The sequence below is a fragment of the Bradyrhizobium sp. AUGA SZCCT0431 genome, from assembly GCF_018131065.1.
GTDB lineage: Bacteria > Pseudomonadota > Alphaproteobacteria > Rhizobiales > Xanthobacteraceae > Bradyrhizobium.
This window is the reverse complement of record NZ_JAFCLR010000014.1, coordinates 19,343-32,984: the sequence shown is the minus strand read 5'-3', so window position 1 is coordinate 32,984 and position 13,642 is coordinate 19,343. Positions and strand designations below refer to the sequence as shown.

Here is a 13,642-nt window from a genome sequence, read left to right as displayed (position 1 = left end):
GCCTAACGCCATTTTTGTTCTTGAAATGTTCCGGTTCCCTGCTAGGCTCGGGTAATCGAGTACGTCATGCTTTGCGAGTAAGGGAGCGTTTGATGTTTCCATCGGTCATTGTTTCGCGGCTGCTGATTTCGCTGGCACTTGTCTTGGTCACCGCGGGCCACGCCGCCGCGCAGGACCGCCGGCAGAACGCCCCTGGCGAGTTCGATTTCTACGTGCTGGCCCTGTCGTGGTCGCCCTCCTTCTGCGAGGCGGCCTCCGAACGCGGCAATAGCGGCCGTTCTGCGCAGATCCAGTGCGAGCGCCCGTTTTCCTTCGTGGTCCACGGCCTGTGGCCGCAATATGAGCGCGGGTTTCCCGAATATTGCCAGCGGCCGTCGCCCCGTCTCGACCGCAACGTCATGTCGTCGATGCTGGACCTGATGCCGGCGCCCGGGCTGATCTTCAACGAATGGGACAAGCACGGCACCTGTTCCGGCCTTGGCGCGCGGGCCTATTTCGAGAACATCCGCAAAGCCCGCGCCGCGGTGAAGATCCCCGAGGAATTCCTGCAATTGTCGGAATCGAAGACGATCGCCCCCGAGGCGCTCGAGGCAGCCTTCATCAAGGTCAATCCCGGCCTGAGCAGCTCGGCGATTTCGGTCGTCTGCAGCAGCCGGCGGCTCAGCGAAGTCAGGGTCTGCATGAGCAAGGACCTGCAATTCCGCTCCTGCGAGGAAATCGACCGCCGCGCCTGCCGCCGCGACGAGGTCGTGATGCCGCCGGTGCGGGGGAGTTGATCCTCAGTCGTCATGCCCGGGCTTGACCCGGGCATCCACGTCTTCCTTCGTCTGGTGTTCAAAGACGTGGATGGCCGGGACAAGCCCGGCCATGACGCGTAGAAGATGTAGACGTCTTCTCCAACGGCTCTTGAATTTCTCATCATGAACTACCGACACGCCTTTCATGCCGGCGGCTTTGCCGATGTCATCAAGCACATCGTGCTGGTGCGGATGCTGACCTATCTGCAGGAAAAGCCTGCCGCCTTTCGCGTCATCGACACCCATGCCGGCGCCGGGCGCTACGACCTGTCCGGCGATGAGGCCCGCCGCAGCGGCGAATGGCTGACCGGCATCGCACGGGTGATGCAGGCGCGGTTCTCGGAAAATGCGTTGCCGCTGGTGGCGCCCTATCTCGACATCGTCAGGGCCTTCAACGCGCAAGCCGAGCTGAAAGCCTATCCCGGATCGCCCTTGATCGCGCGCGCGCTGCTGCGGCCGCAGGACCGCCTCACGGCATGCGAGATCGAGCCGAAAGCCCACAAGCAATTGATCGATGCGCTGCGCCGCGACACCCAGGCCCGGGTAGTCGATCTCGACGGCTGGACGGCGTTGCCGGCCTTCGTGCCGCCGAACGAGCGGCGCGGCCTGGTGCTGATCGACCCTTCGTTCGAGCAAAAGGACGAGTTCGAAAAGCTCGCCGACGGCTTTGCGGAGGCCTATGCGAAGTGGCCGACCGGCAGCTATCTGCTGTGGTATCCGGTCAAGAGCCGGCGCATCACCGACGGCCTGGCGCGGCACGTCGCCGCTGTGGCTGAGACCGGCAAGCCGGCCGGGAAATGTCTGCGGCTCGAATTCAGCGTCGCACCGCAGCAGGCCGGCGGTCCCCTCACCTCCACCGGGCTTCTGATCGTCAACCCGCCGTGGACACTGGCGGGCGAGCTGAAGACCATTTTACCCGAATTGGAAAAACCGCTCGGCCAGGGCGGCGCCGGCCGGTTCAGGCTTGAGACGCCCAAACCTTGAAGGCTCGCCTTGAACGCAAGCCCTGAACGCAAGCCCTGAACGCAAACCTTTCGAGGTAAGCCTTCAAGGCGGTGCATTGGGCTGAAAAGTGCCGATTGAGCCATAGTCAATTTGCGCGGAACCGTATTATGCTCGGCCGTTATGACTGGCTTTACGTTCCGCTTCCGCGAATGGTTGCGGCGGAGTGATCAAGGCCTAAAAAAATCCAGACTGATCGGTGCGTGACCCGATCGGTTCAGGTGGCCAAGCTTCCGGCAGCGAATGTCCGGTCGGCCGATACGCGAATTGCGCGTAGCGGCGGAGCAATACGGGGAGGAGTTTTCCCGATGGCCATGACTGGTACAGTCAAGTTCTTTAATGGAGAACGTGGCTACGGCTTCATCAAGCCCGATGACGGCGGTCGCGACGTGTTCGTTCACATCACTGCCGTCGAGCGGGCCGGATTGAAGGATTTGACTGAAGGACAGCGCATTACATTCGAGGTCGAACCGGACAAGAAGGGCAAAGGCCCCAAGGCGGTCAACCTGGTGATTTCATCGTAAGCTGACGCGAGAGCCGAAGCTTGCCGGTGAAAGCGGACTGAAGTTTTGCCTGCACCAAATCCCGCTGAGCGCGAGGCCCGCGGCTCAGAACGTGGAGGCGTGCATGATGTGGCCGCCGCGCGCCGGTGCGTTGCGTTCGCTCTCGGGGAAGAAACGCGCTGCGATCCTGTCAGGACCGACATCATCGACATGCCGAAAGCCGGTCGCGCTCATGCGGGCGCAAAGCGATGCGGTATCGAAATAGCTCTGAAGGCTTTCGCCAGCCGCGGCCACCCGCTCGGCAAGCGCTTGATGCGCGGCGCGGCCGGCCGGTGCGACCGAGCTTGCGGGATTGACATAGTCGAACACCACTTCAGCACCGCCTTCGAGCTGCGCGATATAGCCGAGCGTCGAGAACACCGCCGTCTCGGTCAGATAAGGCACCACGCCGAGCCAGCTGAAGAAGCTGCGTTTGGCGGCGACAAAGCCTGCGGCGTCCAGCGCTTCGGCCAATGTCTGCCGTTCGAAATCCATCCCGACATAGCTCAGCGTGTCCGGCACGGCGATTGTCGCGGCGGCCAGCATGTCGCGCTTGCGTGCTTGCGTGGCAGGAAAATCGACCTCGAAAATTCGCAGGCCAGCCGCGAGCGGTGTCCGGTAGGCGAGCGTATCGAGCCCTGCGCCGAGCACCACGAGCTGCGTCGCACCATTACTCACCGCTTCCGTCAGCGCTTCTTCCGAGATGCGCGAGCGCGCGGCGATGAACCAGCGCAACCGCGGCCCGGACGTGTGGGCCCGGGCATGGTCGAGCGAGACCTGGATATCGTCGCCGAGAATGCGTAACGCCAGCGGATCCCTGAGGATCGATGCGTTATCCAGCACCTGATGCGCCGCGCGCAAGCGGGCGGCGCCCAACGCGGTCAGACTTGGCTGCCCCGGCTGCATCGAAGAATTTTAGGCGTACCGCCGCGCAGTGTCCACGAGACAAAAAAATCCCGGCGGCTTGGCGCCGCCGGGAGGCTGCAACAGATGGTTTCTTTGCGTTTTCTTGATCTCAGAAGCGGTAATTCACGCCGGCGCGGATCAGCCCGAAGCTGTAGCCGTTCGAGGCTCCGGTGATGACAAAATTGGTGTTGGAGAGGTCGACATAGAGATATTCGACCTTGGCGCTCCAGTTCGGAGCAAAGCCCATTTCAGCACCAACGCCCGCGGTCCAGCCCGCCGTGGTGTGGGATTCCGACAGGCCGAACGTGGTGGCGCGCAGTTCGCCGAAGGCAAGACCGCCGGTGCCGTAGAACATCACGTTGTTGAACGCGTAGCCGACCCGGCCGCGCAGCGTGCCGAACCAGGGGTTGGAGAACTTCCACGGCGCGAAGGTATCCCCCGCGCCGCTCGCGTTGATATCGCCCTCGACGCCGAACACCCACGGCCCGTTCTGCCAATTGTAGCCGGCCTGCACGCCGCCCGCGAAGCCCGACGGCTTGGTCGGGTTGTTGGCGACCGAACCCCAGGCATAGCCGAGATTGCCGCCGAGATAGGGACCGGCCCAGCTATAGGCGTTGAGCGGCTGATTGACGGTATAGGGCGCGCGCGATCCGTAATTCATATCGGCCGCCTGCGCCGACATCGTCCAGGCTGCAGCGACCACCGCCAGCGCCCGCAAAACAAAGCTGCCCATCACTCAACTCCACCACGCAACAGCCGCACCCTTCCGGCCGAGGCCGGCTTGGTTACGGAATTCCACTTTTTCCTGTAAGATTTATCGAGAGTTTTAAGTTAAAGGGTTGTTAAGCCCTCTTACCGCCCGATCATCAGTCTTAAGAATGTGTTACCCGGCGTGGCCTCGGTCGCCGCCGGCACGCTGGCGATGCCGGCCAGCAGCGCTTAATTTAGGCCCATGGATCACGATTCTACCGACCATCCGAAAGCCCCGGGCAAGCCGCGGCGGGGTTCCCAGCCGGATTTGCTCCCAAAGGACCTTGCAAAGGACCCTGCTCAGGAGCTTGGCGCCGCCGATCTCGATCCGGCGACGTCTGCGGCCGAGGACGAAGATGAGGCCCGCCTGCCGGAACCCGCGGAGGAAACCGCCGAGGACAGCACGGAGGCCGTGGCCGAAGGCCCCCTCGCGGTCGGCCATGCCGCGATCGAAAATGCCGTGCGCCTGGCGCCGACCTCGCCCGGTGTCTACCGCATGCTCAACACCGGCAACGACGTGCTTTACGTCGGCAAGGCGAAGAACGTCCGCAAGCGACTTGCCTCCTACGCCCGCGTCAACGCGCCGCTGCCGGCGCGGATCCTGCGCATGATCGCGGCCACCGTTGCAGTCGAAATCGTCTCGACCACGACGGAGACCGAGGCGCTGCTGCTCGAGGCCAACCTGATCAAGCAGCTGCGGCCGCGCTTCAATGTGCAACTGCGCGACGACAAGTCGTTTCCCTATATCCTGATCACCGGCGACCACTGGGCGCCGCAGATCCTCAAGCATCGCGGCGCGCAGTCGCGGCCGGGACGCTATTTCGGGCCGTTCGCCAACGCCGGCGCCGTCAACCGCACCATCACGGCGCTGCAGCGCGCGTTTTTGATCCGCTCCTGCACCGACGGTTTCTTCGAGAGCCGCACCCGGCCCTGCCTGCTCTATCAAATCCGCCGCTGTTCCGGCCCCTGCACCCGCGAGATCGATTTCCCCGGCTATACCGAGCTGGTGCGCGAAGCCAACGACTTCCTGTCCGGCCGTAGCCATCTGGTCAAAAAAGAACTGGCCGGCGAGATGGAGAAGGCGTCCGCCGAACTCGAATTCGAGACCGCCGCACTCTACCGCGACCGCCTCGCCGCGCTCTCGGCGATCCAATCGCAGCAGGGCATCAATCCGCGCACCGTGGAAGAGGCCGACGTGTTCGCCATCCATCAGGAGGGCGGCTATTCCTGCGTTGAGGTGTTCTTCTTCCGCACCGGCCAGAACTGGGGCAACCGCGCCTATTTCCCGCGCGCGGAAAAATCCTTCACGCCGGAGGAAGTGCTGGCCTCGTTCCTGGCGCAATTCTACGACGACAAACCGCCGCCGAAACTGATCCTGCTGTCGCACGAGATCGAGGAAAGCGCGCTGCTGGCGGATGCCCTCGCCGTCAAGGCCGGCTTCAAGGTCGAAGTCTCGACGCCGAAGCGCGGCGAGAAAAAGGAATTGATCGCGCATGCGCTGACCAACGCCCGCGAGGCGCTCGGCCGCAAGCTCAGCGATACCGCAACCCAAGGCCGCCTGCTGGAGGGCATGGTCACCACGCTCGGGCTGCCGCATGCGCCCAAGCGGATCGAGGTCTACGACAACAGCCACATCCAGGGCACCAACGCGGTCGGCGCGATGATCGTGGCGGGGCCTGACGGATTCATCAAGAACCAGTACCGCAAGTTCAACATCAAGTCGGAAGGCCTGACGCCGGGCGACGATTACGCGATGATGCGCGAGGTGCTGGAGCGGCGCTTCAAGCGGCTGTTGAAACCGCCGGAAGGCGATACCGCCAAAGCAAAAGCCGAGATCAAGGCCGACGACGATTCGTTTCCGCAATGGCCGGATCTGGTCATTATCGACGGCGGCCGCGGCCAGCTCAACGCGGCAAGGCAGATCTTCGAGACCCTGGGGCTGACGCAAGTCACGCTGCTGGCCGTGGCCAAGGGGCCGGACCGCGACGCCGGCCGGGAAACGCTGTTCATGCCGGACCGCGAGGCGATCAAGCTCGAACCGCGCGACCCCGTGCTGTATTTCATCCAGCGGCTGCGCGACGAGGCGCATCGTTTCGTGATCGGATCGCACCGCAAACTGCGCAAAAAGGACATCCGCGAAGCGGGTTTGCAGGAGATTCCGGGCATCGGCCCGTCACGCAAACGTGCCTTGCTGCATCACTTTGGAACGCTGAAGGAAATCGAGCGGGCCTCGATCGCCGACCTTGGCAAGGTTCCAGGGGTCAGCGCCGAAAGCGCCCGCAAGATTTTCGAGTTTTTCCATGCGCAACCGGGTTAAAGGGAGCCGATTCACATGGGCGTTTCATTTGGCCGTCGCCTGCGACAGATCATCTGGGGCCTGCACGGTTGACCTTCACGCCTGAGCGGTATTGGTAAGACGGATGAACATCGCAACCACCAAGGGCCAGTCCAAGAGCCTGTCCCTCCCGAATATCCTGACCTATGCCCGCATCGCCGCCATCCCGGTGGTGGTCGGCTGCGTCTATGCCCAATCCATCATGGACGGCCCGCTCTGGCTGCGCTGGGTGGCGCTGGCGATCTTTATCGCCGCCGCCGTGACCGACGTTCTCGATGGCTATTATGCACGGATGTGGGACCAGCAATCCGCCTTCGGCCGCATGCTCGATCCGATCGCCGACAAATTGCTGGTGGCGTCCTGCCTGTTGATGCTGGCCGCCGACAACAGCATCCATGGCTGGACGCTGTGGGCCGCCATCGTGATCCTGTGCCGCGAAATCCTGGTCTCGGGCTTGCGGGAATACCTCGCGGCGCTCCGGGTCAGCGTCCCCGTGACCAAGCTCGCGAAATGGAAGACCACCGTCCAGCTGGTCGCGATCGGCTTTCTGATCGCCGGCGAAGCGGGCGAACAGATTTTCCCCCCGACCACCATGATCGGGATCGCCCTGCTGTGGACGTCGGCGATCGTCACGATCTATACCGGCTACGATTATTTCCGCGCCGGCATCCACCACCTCATCAAGGAGGATGAGGGATGAAGGTCAAATATTTCGCCTGGGTGCGCGAACGGATCGGCATTTCGGAGGAAATGGTCGAGCCGCCGGCCGCCGTGCGCACGGTGGACGATTTGATCGGCTGGCTCTCCCAGCGCGGCGAGAGCTATGCCTACGCGTTCGAGAAGCCGAAGGTGATCCGCGCAGCAATCGACCATACCCATGTCAAGCCGGATGCGATGATCGCTGGCGCCCGCGAGATCGCGTTCTTTCCGCCGATGACCGGCGGTTAGCATAGCGGCGAGCGAAGTGGGTACCGGTTCGCGTCAAGAAAACGCGTGAAAAGAAGAAAGCACAATGACCGCGACCATCCGCATCCAGCAGGCCGATTTCGACATCGCGCAGGAGATTGCGGCGCTGACCAAGGGCCGCAGCGATGTCGGCGCGGTCGTGACCTTCAGCGGCATCTGCCGCGGCAGCGAGAATGGCGAGCCGATCGCGGCACTGACGCTCGAGCACTATCCCGGCATGGCGGAGGCCGAAATCAAGCGGCACACCGACGAAGCGATGTCGCGCTGGCCGTTGACCGGCCTTACCGTGGTGCATCGCGTCGGACGCATCACGCCGGGCGAGAACATCGTGCTGGTGCTGGCGGCGTCCCAGCACCGCCAGGCGGCGTTTCAGGCGGCGGAGTTCCTGATGGATTATCTGAAGGCCAATGCGCCGTTCTGGAAGCGCGAGGAAAGCGCGAAGGGAACCAGCTGGATCGAGGCGCGCGGCCATGACGACGACGCCGCGGCGCGCTGGACCAAACCCTGATGGCCAAACAGAGCAAGGCTCCTGTCAGCCGCCACGGGCTGCCTAAGTACACGAAGCCGAAATTTCCAAAAGTTCGCGCCGGCGAATTGCTGACGCTGTTGGATTTCGTCCGCTTTGCGGTAAGCCGCTTTATCGAAGCCGACCTGGTATTCGCGCACGGCACCACCGATCCGGTCGCCGAGGCGGCGTTCCTGGTCTGCGAAAGCCTGCGTCTTCACCCCGACCAGTTCGAGGCGTTTGCCACCGCGCGGGTCACGGCGGCCGAAGGCAAGGCGATCCTCAGCCTGATCGAGCGCCGCGTCACCACTCGGACGCCGACCGCCTATCTCGTCAACAAGATCTACATGCGCGGCCTGCCGTTCTATGTCGACGAGCGCACCATCGTGCCGCGCTCGTTCATCGGCGAATTGCTCGACTCGCATTTTGGCGGTGACGACGACGTGACCGGCGGTTCGCTGATCTCGGACCCGGCGGCGGTGGAAAATGTGCTTGACCTCTGCACCGGCTCGGGCTGCCTCGCCATCCTGGCGAGCCGGAGTTTCCCCAACGCCGAAATCGACGCGGTGGATATTTCAAGGGATGCGCTGGATGTCGCTGCGCACAATGTTGCCGATTACGGCCTGCAACATCGCCTCACGCTGCACCGCGGCGACCTGTTCAAGCCACTGGGCGACAAGCGCTACGACCTCATCATTTCAAACCCGCCCTATGTCGATTCGCAAGGCTTGGCCGCTTTGCCGCGCGAATGCCGTGCCGAACCGAAACTCGCGTTCGATGGCGGCACTGACGGCCTCGACATCGTCAGGCGCATCCTCGACGAGGCCAAACAGCATCTGACGCCGGATGGCGGGCTGCTCTGCGAAATCGGCCGTTGCCGGCCCGCGCTTGAAGCCGCCTACCCGCAATTGCCGCTGATGTGGCTCGACACCGAGGATTCCGAAGCCGAAGTATTCTATATTACGGCCGACGATCTGTAGGCGCTGGCGTAAATCACTTTCCGGAACATTCGAAAACAAGCCGCGTTCATTCATGGCGGAGGCAATCATGCCTTCGCCGGTGGAGGAAAAGCTGACATGCCCGGGCCTTCGATCGGCTTGTTGCGCGCTGGCATTGCACTGAAGCTCAACCAGATCAAGCGCGCGACCCAATCCTATCTGCGCGACCGGACCAACCAGGCCACCGGCACGGTCACCTCCTACGCGATCGCCGCCGGCCTCTTCGCGGCCGCCGGAGTTTTTCTGATCGCGGCGCTTCTCGTCGGCGCAGCAGCGCTGTTTCGCTGGGTTGAAATCACCTACGGACAGTTTTGGGCGTTCGGCGCCATTGGCGGCCTGTTCGCGATCATCGCCTGCATCTGCGCCGTCGTGGCGGCCATCAGGCTCAAGCGCCCTGCGCCGCAGTTCCCGTCGCTCACCAGCCGCTTGCGGGTGGCGATCAAGGCCAGCCCCGTCAAGCCCGACCAGATCGAGGCCGTCCGGGATACCGCCGCGGCGATCCTGCAAGCCCCCGCGGCGCCGGTGGGACATCGGCGGCGGCGAAACCGGCCGGGGCACGGCAATAGAAACGCGAATATCGGCTTGATCCTGATGGCAAGCTTGCTGGGCTACGCGGCGGTGCGCCGGCGGCAGCAGGCACGACACGCGGGAATCTGATGTCCCGCGCCCGCTCCGACCATACGGATAATCTGATCCTGATTGCGGCCACCACCCTCGTGATCCTGACCGCGCAGCGCTATTTCCAGACGTCCGCGCCTGAACACGCCAATCCGACGACCGATCCAGCGGCCACCAAAGGCAACGACTTTACACGCGAGCTCTCGCAACGCGGCCGCGGGCGGCGCGCGCGCAGCCCGTTCAGCATTCCCTGGGCGGGCTGGAAAGACATTCTGTGGCGCACCTATGAGCAGGCCAATGACGACCGCCTGCTCGCCACGGCCGCAGGCGTCGTCTTCTTCGGCTTGCTCGCGGTATTCCCCGCCGTAACGGCGCTGGTTTCTTCCTACGGCCTGTTCGCCGATCCCTCGACCATCGGCGCCAATCTGCAGACGCTGGCACTGATGCTGCCGGAAGGCTCATTCCAGATCGTGCAGGACCAGATTGCGCGTGTGCTCGACAAGGGCAGCACTGCGCTCGGCGGAGCCTTCCTGTTCGGCCTCGCCCTTGCAATCTGGAGCGCCAACGCAGGGGTCAAGGCCGTGATCGACGCCCTCAACGCAGTCGATGGAGAACGGGAGAAGCGCAGCTTCATCAGGTTGAACCTGATCTCGCTGGCGTTCACCGTCGGCGGGATCGCGGCGCTCTTGTTGATGGTCGGGGCCGTGGTGGCGTTTCCTTTGGCGCTCAATCATCTGGGCCTGCCTCCGGACAGCCTGTTCATCGTGAGCCTCGCGCGTTGGCCATTGTTGTTCGCGGTCCTGCTGACGGCGCTCGGCGTTCTCTACCGGTTCGGACCGAGCCGGCGCCCGGCGCAGTGGAAATGGCTCAGCGTCGGCACGCTGCTCGCCGCCCTGCTGTGGATCGCCGGCTCCGCGGCGCTGTCCTGGTATCTGTCGAACTTCGGCGATTACAATGCGACCTACGGTTCGCTCGGCGCCGCCATCGGCCTGATGATGTGGATGTGGATGTCGGCCATCGTCGTGCTGTTCGGGGCGGAACTGAATTCGGAAATCGAGCACCAGACCGCGGTCGATACCACCGTCGGCCACCCAAAGCCGATGGGCAGCCGCGGCGCCACCATGGCCGATACGCTGGGACCGGCGGTTCCAGCCTCCTGAAAAAGAAGAACACTAGACCCGCGAATCAACATTGATGCTAAGGTCATTGCGCTTGGGGGAGCGCAAACCGGACGATGCCTGACGACACCAGCATTTTCCCGGGCGGGGGTAGTTCGGACCTGAAGGCGTAGTGCGCGACATGATTCGCATTTCGACGATTTTTATCGCCATCTGCATGGTGCTGGTCGCAGCCTCGCTTGGCCTGGTCCTGCATGCGGTCGCCGGCATCAGCGGAACCGAATCCGCGATCGTGGCGCTGACGGCACTGACCTTCCTGATCCTCTACAACGCGGTTTCGATGCGGCTGCGCGATCGCTCCGATGTCGGCAGCCAGATCGCGGACCTGTCCCGCGGCACCGCCGACCTCGCCCGCCAGGTCGCCGAATTCGGCCGCCGGCTCGCGGCCGTCGAGGGCCGCGTGGTGTCGGCGAATTCCGCCAGCAGCGACCGCATCCAGGCCGTGGTCGGCGAGATCAACGAACTCGGCGTGCTGGTCAAGCAGCTTGCGGTCTCCGTCGCCAGCCATGAGGATTTGATTGCCTCGGGCGCGGCGGCAGCGCCACCGGCACCGGCACCGGCACCGATCGTGACTGCGCCTGTCGCCGAACCGCGAACCTCACCGCCATTATCCACCGAAGCCGCAGCGCCGCCCGTCGTCGCCAGGCCGGCACCCGTCGCCGCGCCAGCGCCGGCCGAAGCCGCCGCGCGCAGCCAGCCGCAGCTTCTCGCCGCGGTGAAGAACGCCATCGAGGAGAACCGGCTCGACATCTATCTGCAGCCGATGGTGACGCTGCCACAGCGCAAGGTGCGCTTCTACGAGGCGGTGACGCGGCTGCGCGACGACAACGACCAGATTCTTGCCGCCGACGATTTCATCGCCACCGCCGAAGCCGGCGGCCTGATGGGGCGCATCGACCACATGGTGATGTTGCGCTGTGTGCAGGTGCTGCGCCGCCTGATGGTGCGCAACAAGGATGTCGGCGTGTTCTGCAACGTCTCCGCCGCGACGCTGGCCAATCCCACCACCTTCGCGCAATGCCTCGACTTCCTCGAAGCCAATCGCGCGCTGGCGCCGTCCTTCGTGCTCGAGTTCAAGCAGGCCACGTTCCGCAACCTCGGTCCGACCGAGACCGAGCATCTCGCGGCGCTGTCGCAGCGCGGCTACCGTTTCTCGATCGACCATGTCAGCGATATCAGGGTCGAGCCGCGGGAACTCGCCGACCGCGGCGTCCGCTTCATCAAGGTTCCAGCGGCGCTGCTGCTCGATCCCAAGCAGAGCTCGACGTCGGACATTCACCCCTCTGACTTGTCGGATCTGCTCGGCCGCTTCGGCATCGACCTGATTGCCGAAAAGATCGAGGGCGAGCGCGCGGTGGTCGATCTGCTGGATTTCGACGTGCGGTTCGGCCAGGGCTTCCTGTTCGCGCCGCCCCGGCCGTTGCGGCCCGAGGGGGCATCTGCTACCGGCGGAGCGACTTCGAACAGCACCAACGGTTCCAATGGCCCCAGCACCCCTGCTCCCGTCGCCAGCCCGGCGATCGAACCTTCGACACGGGCGACCGGCAATGCCGCGCTGGCGCGCCGCGCCGCCGGACCGGGCTAACCGGCGCCCGATGTCATGACCACACTTCGGTTCGTCGAAAACCTGAGCGACCTCGTCGATGGCGTGGAAGTCATCCTCTCCGATATCTGGGGCGTGGTGCACAACGGGCTCGAGGCATTTCCGGTGGCCTGCGCGGCGCTGCACACGTTCCGCCAGCGCGGCGGCACCGTCATCCTCATTACCAACGCGCCGCGGCCCGCCGATTCGGTGCAGCGGCAGTTGCGCAAGCTCGGCGTCGCCGACGAGACCTATGACGCGATCGTCTCTTCCGGCGATCTGACCCGGCTGTTTGTTGCCGACCATCCGGGGAAGAAGATGTTCTGGCTCGGTCCGGAGCGCGACAATTCGATCTATCGCGGGCTCGATCCCGTGATCTCGCCGCTGGAAGAGGCCGACTACATCGTCTGCACCGGACTGTTCGACGACGAAACCGAGTCGGCTGAAGATTATCGCGCGATGATGCTGCGGGCGCGCGAGCGCAACCTGCCGCTGATCTGCGCCAATCCCGATATAGTCGTCGAACGCGGCGACCGGCTGATCTATTGTGCGGGCGCGATCGCCGAGCTCTATCGCGAACTCGGCGGCGAGGTGATCTTCTACGGCAAGCCGCACCGGCCGATCTATGAACGCGCGATGGCGCTCGCCGCCGAACAACGCGGCCATGCCGCCCCGCTCGACCGGGTGCTGGCGATCGGCGATTCCGTCCGCACCGATCTCACCGGGGCATTGGGTTTCGGCATCGACTGCCTGTTCGTGACCCGCGGCATCCATTCCGAGGAATTCGAAGGCATCGACCAGTTCGACCCGGCCTCGGTCAGGGAATTGTTCGGCCATCCGCCAAAGGCGCTGATGCGGGAGCTGAAGTGGTAGAGGTCGGAGACTGAATACCAGCTACTTTCAACACACTCCGTCATGGCCGGGCTTGTCCCGGCCATCCACGTCTTTGCAGACTCGCTGCACCAAAGACGTGGATGCCCGGGACAAGCCCGGGCATGACGAATATTGGTGCTTGTGGCTGGCGCCTTACGCCGTCGCCATATCCGGGAAGACCGCCTCGATCTTGGTCTTCAGCGTCGCCGCGTTGAACGGCTTGACGATGTAATTGTTCACACCAGCCTTCTTGGCCGCGATCACGTTCTCGGTTTTGGATTCCGCCGTGATCATGATGAAGGGCGTGGTGGCCAGGTTGGGATCGGCACGGACTTCCTTGAGCAGGTCGTAGCCGGTCATCGGCTCCATGTTCCAGTCGGAAATCACGAGCCCGTATTTCTTGCCGCGCATCTTGTTCAGCGCTTCCGAACCGTCGCTGGCATCGTCGATATTCTCAAAGCCGAGCTGCTTCAAAAGATTTCGGATGATCCGGATCATGGTGTTGTAGTCATCGACCACCAGAACCGACATCGACAAATCAACCGCCATCTCTTCCCCCACTAACGCTTACGCCACTAAATATCGGCAGG

At 63.7% G+C, this 13,642-nt stretch carries 15 protein-coding genes; 12 read left to right on the top strand and 3 right to left on the bottom strand.

Features of this window, described 5'->3' with window-relative positions; all coding sequences use genetic code 11:
* Window positions 1-92 precede the first annotated feature (92 nt).
* The 3 genes from JQ567_RS15530 to JQ567_RS15520 all read left to right on the top strand — a co-directional run bounded on the left by JQ567_RS15530 (window position 93) and on the right by JQ567_RS15520 (window position 2,323).
* Window positions 93-776 (top strand): ribonuclease T2 family protein, encoded by a 684-nt coding sequence (locus JQ567_RS15530; protein WP_212269329.1) that lies wholly within the window; start codon window positions 93-95, stop codon window positions 774-776.
* 144 nt (window positions 777-920) lie between these two features.
* On the top strand, window positions 921-1,781 hold the full coding sequence (locus JQ567_RS15525) for a 23S rRNA (adenine(2030)-N(6))-methyltransferase RlmJ (protein ID WP_192738822.1): 861 nt from the start codon (window positions 921-923) through the stop codon (window positions 1,779-1,781).
* A gap of 326 nt (window positions 1,782-2,107) precedes the next feature.
* Window positions 2,108-2,323 (top strand): cold-shock protein, encoded by a 216-nt coding sequence (locus tag JQ567_RS15520; protein ID WP_028350729.1) that lies wholly within the window; start codon window positions 2,108-2,110, stop codon window positions 2,321-2,323.
* An 84-nt stretch (window positions 2,324-2,407) separates the two neighbouring features.
* Here the strand turns inward: JQ567_RS15520 and JQ567_RS15515 are convergent, their stop codons facing one another.
* Entirely contained in the window at window positions 2,408-3,247 is an 840-nt protein-coding gene (locus tag JQ567_RS15515; protein ID WP_212439639.1) for a class I SAM-dependent methyltransferase, read from the bottom strand.
* 109 nt (window positions 3,248-3,356) lie between these two features.
* Window positions 3,357-3,980, bottom strand: coding sequence for an outer membrane protein (locus tag JQ567_RS15510; protein ID WP_212439638.1), 624 nt, complete (start codon window positions 3,978-3,980; stop codon window positions 3,357-3,359).
* Window positions 3,981-4,199: 219 nt separating this feature from the next.
* Here JQ567_RS15510 and uvrC point away from each other — a divergent pair, with 219 nt between their 5' ends.
* From uvrC to JQ567_RS15465, 9 genes are all read left to right on the top strand, one after another.
* Window positions 4,200-6,314: an excinuclease ABC subunit UvrC gene (gene uvrC / locus JQ567_RS15505; protein ID WP_212439637.1), complete on the top strand. Its 2,115-nt coding sequence runs from the start codon at window positions 4,200-4,202 to the stop codon at window positions 6,312-6,314.
* Between the two features lie 103 nt (window positions 6,315-6,417).
* Window positions 6,418-7,032, top strand: coding sequence for a CDP-diacylglycerol--glycerol-3-phosphate 3-phosphatidyltransferase (gene pgsA / locus JQ567_RS15500; RefSeq protein ID WP_212439636.1), 615 nt, complete (start codon window positions 6,418-6,420; stop codon window positions 7,030-7,032).
* Window positions 7,029-7,280 carry a molybdopterin converting factor subunit 1 gene (moaD, locus tag JQ567_RS15495; RefSeq protein WP_212439635.1) on the top strand — a complete coding sequence of 84 codons (252 nt, stop codon included), beginning with the start codon at window positions 7,029-7,031 and terminating at the stop codon, window positions 7,278-7,280. The genes pgsA and moaD overlap by 4 nt, the downstream gene beginning before the upstream one ends.
* Before the next feature lie 64 nt (window positions 7,281-7,344).
* Window positions 7,345-7,806, top strand: coding sequence for a molybdenum cofactor biosynthesis protein MoaE (locus tag JQ567_RS15490; protein WP_212439634.1), 462 nt, complete (start codon window positions 7,345-7,347; stop codon window positions 7,804-7,806).
* Window positions 7,806-8,783: a 50S ribosomal protein L3 N(5)-glutamine methyltransferase gene (gene prmB / locus JQ567_RS15485; protein WP_212439633.1), complete on the top strand. Its 978-nt coding sequence runs from the start codon at window positions 7,806-7,808 to the stop codon at window positions 8,781-8,783. Before JQ567_RS15490 ends, prmB begins: the two co-directional genes overlap by 1 nt.
* Window positions 8,784-8,879: 96 nt before the next feature.
* Window positions 8,880-9,458 (top strand): phage holin family protein, encoded by a 579-nt coding sequence (locus JQ567_RS15480; protein WP_212439632.1) that lies wholly within the window; start codon window positions 8,880-8,882, stop codon window positions 9,456-9,458.
* Window positions 9,458-10,579 carry a YihY/virulence factor BrkB family protein gene (locus JQ567_RS15475; protein WP_212439631.1) on the top strand — a complete coding sequence of 374 codons (1,122 nt, stop codon included), beginning with the start codon at window positions 9,458-9,460 and terminating at the stop codon, window positions 10,577-10,579. The genes JQ567_RS15480 and JQ567_RS15475 overlap by 1 nt, the downstream gene beginning before the upstream one ends.
* Before the next feature lie 139 nt (window positions 10,580-10,718).
* Window positions 10,719-12,182 carry an EAL domain-containing protein gene (locus JQ567_RS15470; protein ID WP_212439630.1) on the top strand — a complete coding sequence of 488 codons (1,464 nt, stop codon included), beginning with the start codon at window positions 10,719-10,721 and terminating at the stop codon, window positions 12,180-12,182.
* 15 nt (window positions 12,183-12,197) lie between these two features.
* Window positions 12,198-13,052, top strand: a complete 855-nt coding sequence (locus JQ567_RS15465; RefSeq protein WP_212439629.1) for a TIGR01459 family HAD-type hydrolase — start codon at window positions 12,198-12,200, stop codon at window positions 13,050-13,052.
* A 153-nt stretch (window positions 13,053-13,205) separates the two neighbouring features.
* On the opposite strand, the gene JQ567_RS15460 is transcribed toward JQ567_RS15465, so the two are convergent.
* Complete coding sequence (locus JQ567_RS15460; RefSeq protein ID WP_192738834.1) at window positions 13,206-13,601, bottom strand: response regulator; 396 nt, start codon at window positions 13,599-13,601, stop codon at window positions 13,206-13,208.
* Between the last annotated feature and the right edge of the window lie 41 nt (window positions 13,602-13,642).

Coding starts and splice junctions, on each gene's coding strand:
- JQ567_RS15530 (WP_212269329.1), top strand. CDS start 93: ATGTTTCCATCGGTCATTGTTTCGCGGCTGCTGATTTCGCTGGCACTT.
- JQ567_RS15525 (WP_192738822.1), top strand. CDS start 921: ATGAACTACCGACACGCCTTTCATGCCGGCGGCTTTGCCGATGTCATC.
- JQ567_RS15520 (WP_028350729.1), top strand. CDS start 2,108: ATGGCCATGACTGGTACAGTCAAGTTCTTTAATGGAGAACGTGGCTAC.
- JQ567_RS15515 (WP_212439639.1), bottom strand. CDS start 3,247: ATGCAGCCGGGGCAGCCAAGTCTGACCGCGTTGGGCGCCGCCCGCTTG.
- JQ567_RS15510 (WP_212439638.1), bottom strand. CDS start 3,980: ATGGGCAGCTTTGTTTTGCGGGCGCTGGCGGTGGTCGCTGCAGCCTGG.
- uvrC (WP_212439637.1), top strand. CDS start 4,200: ATGGATCACGATTCTACCGACCATCCGAAAGCCCCGGGCAAGCCGCGG.
- pgsA (WP_212439636.1), top strand. CDS start 6,418: ATGAACATCGCAACCACCAAGGGCCAGTCCAAGAGCCTGTCCCTCCCG.
- moaD (WP_212439635.1), top strand. CDS start 7,029: ATGAAGGTCAAATATTTCGCCTGGGTGCGCGAACGGATCGGCATTTCG.
- JQ567_RS15490 (WP_212439634.1), top strand. CDS start 7,345: ATGACCGCGACCATCCGCATCCAGCAGGCCGATTTCGACATCGCGCAG.
- prmB (WP_212439633.1), top strand. CDS start 7,806: ATGGCCAAACAGAGCAAGGCTCCTGTCAGCCGCCACGGGCTGCCTAAG.
- JQ567_RS15480 (WP_212439632.1), top strand. CDS start 8,880: ATGCCCGGGCCTTCGATCGGCTTGTTGCGCGCTGGCATTGCACTGAAG.
- JQ567_RS15475 (WP_212439631.1), top strand. CDS start 9,458: ATGTCCCGCGCCCGCTCCGACCATACGGATAATCTGATCCTGATTGCG.
- JQ567_RS15470 (WP_212439630.1), top strand. CDS start 10,719: ATGATTCGCATTTCGACGATTTTTATCGCCATCTGCATGGTGCTGGTC.
- JQ567_RS15465 (WP_212439629.1), top strand. CDS start 12,198: ATGACCACACTTCGGTTCGTCGAAAACCTGAGCGACCTCGTCGATGGC.
- JQ567_RS15460 (WP_192738834.1), bottom strand. CDS start 13,601: ATGGCGGTTGATTTGTCGATGTCGGTTCTGGTGGTCGATGACTACAAC.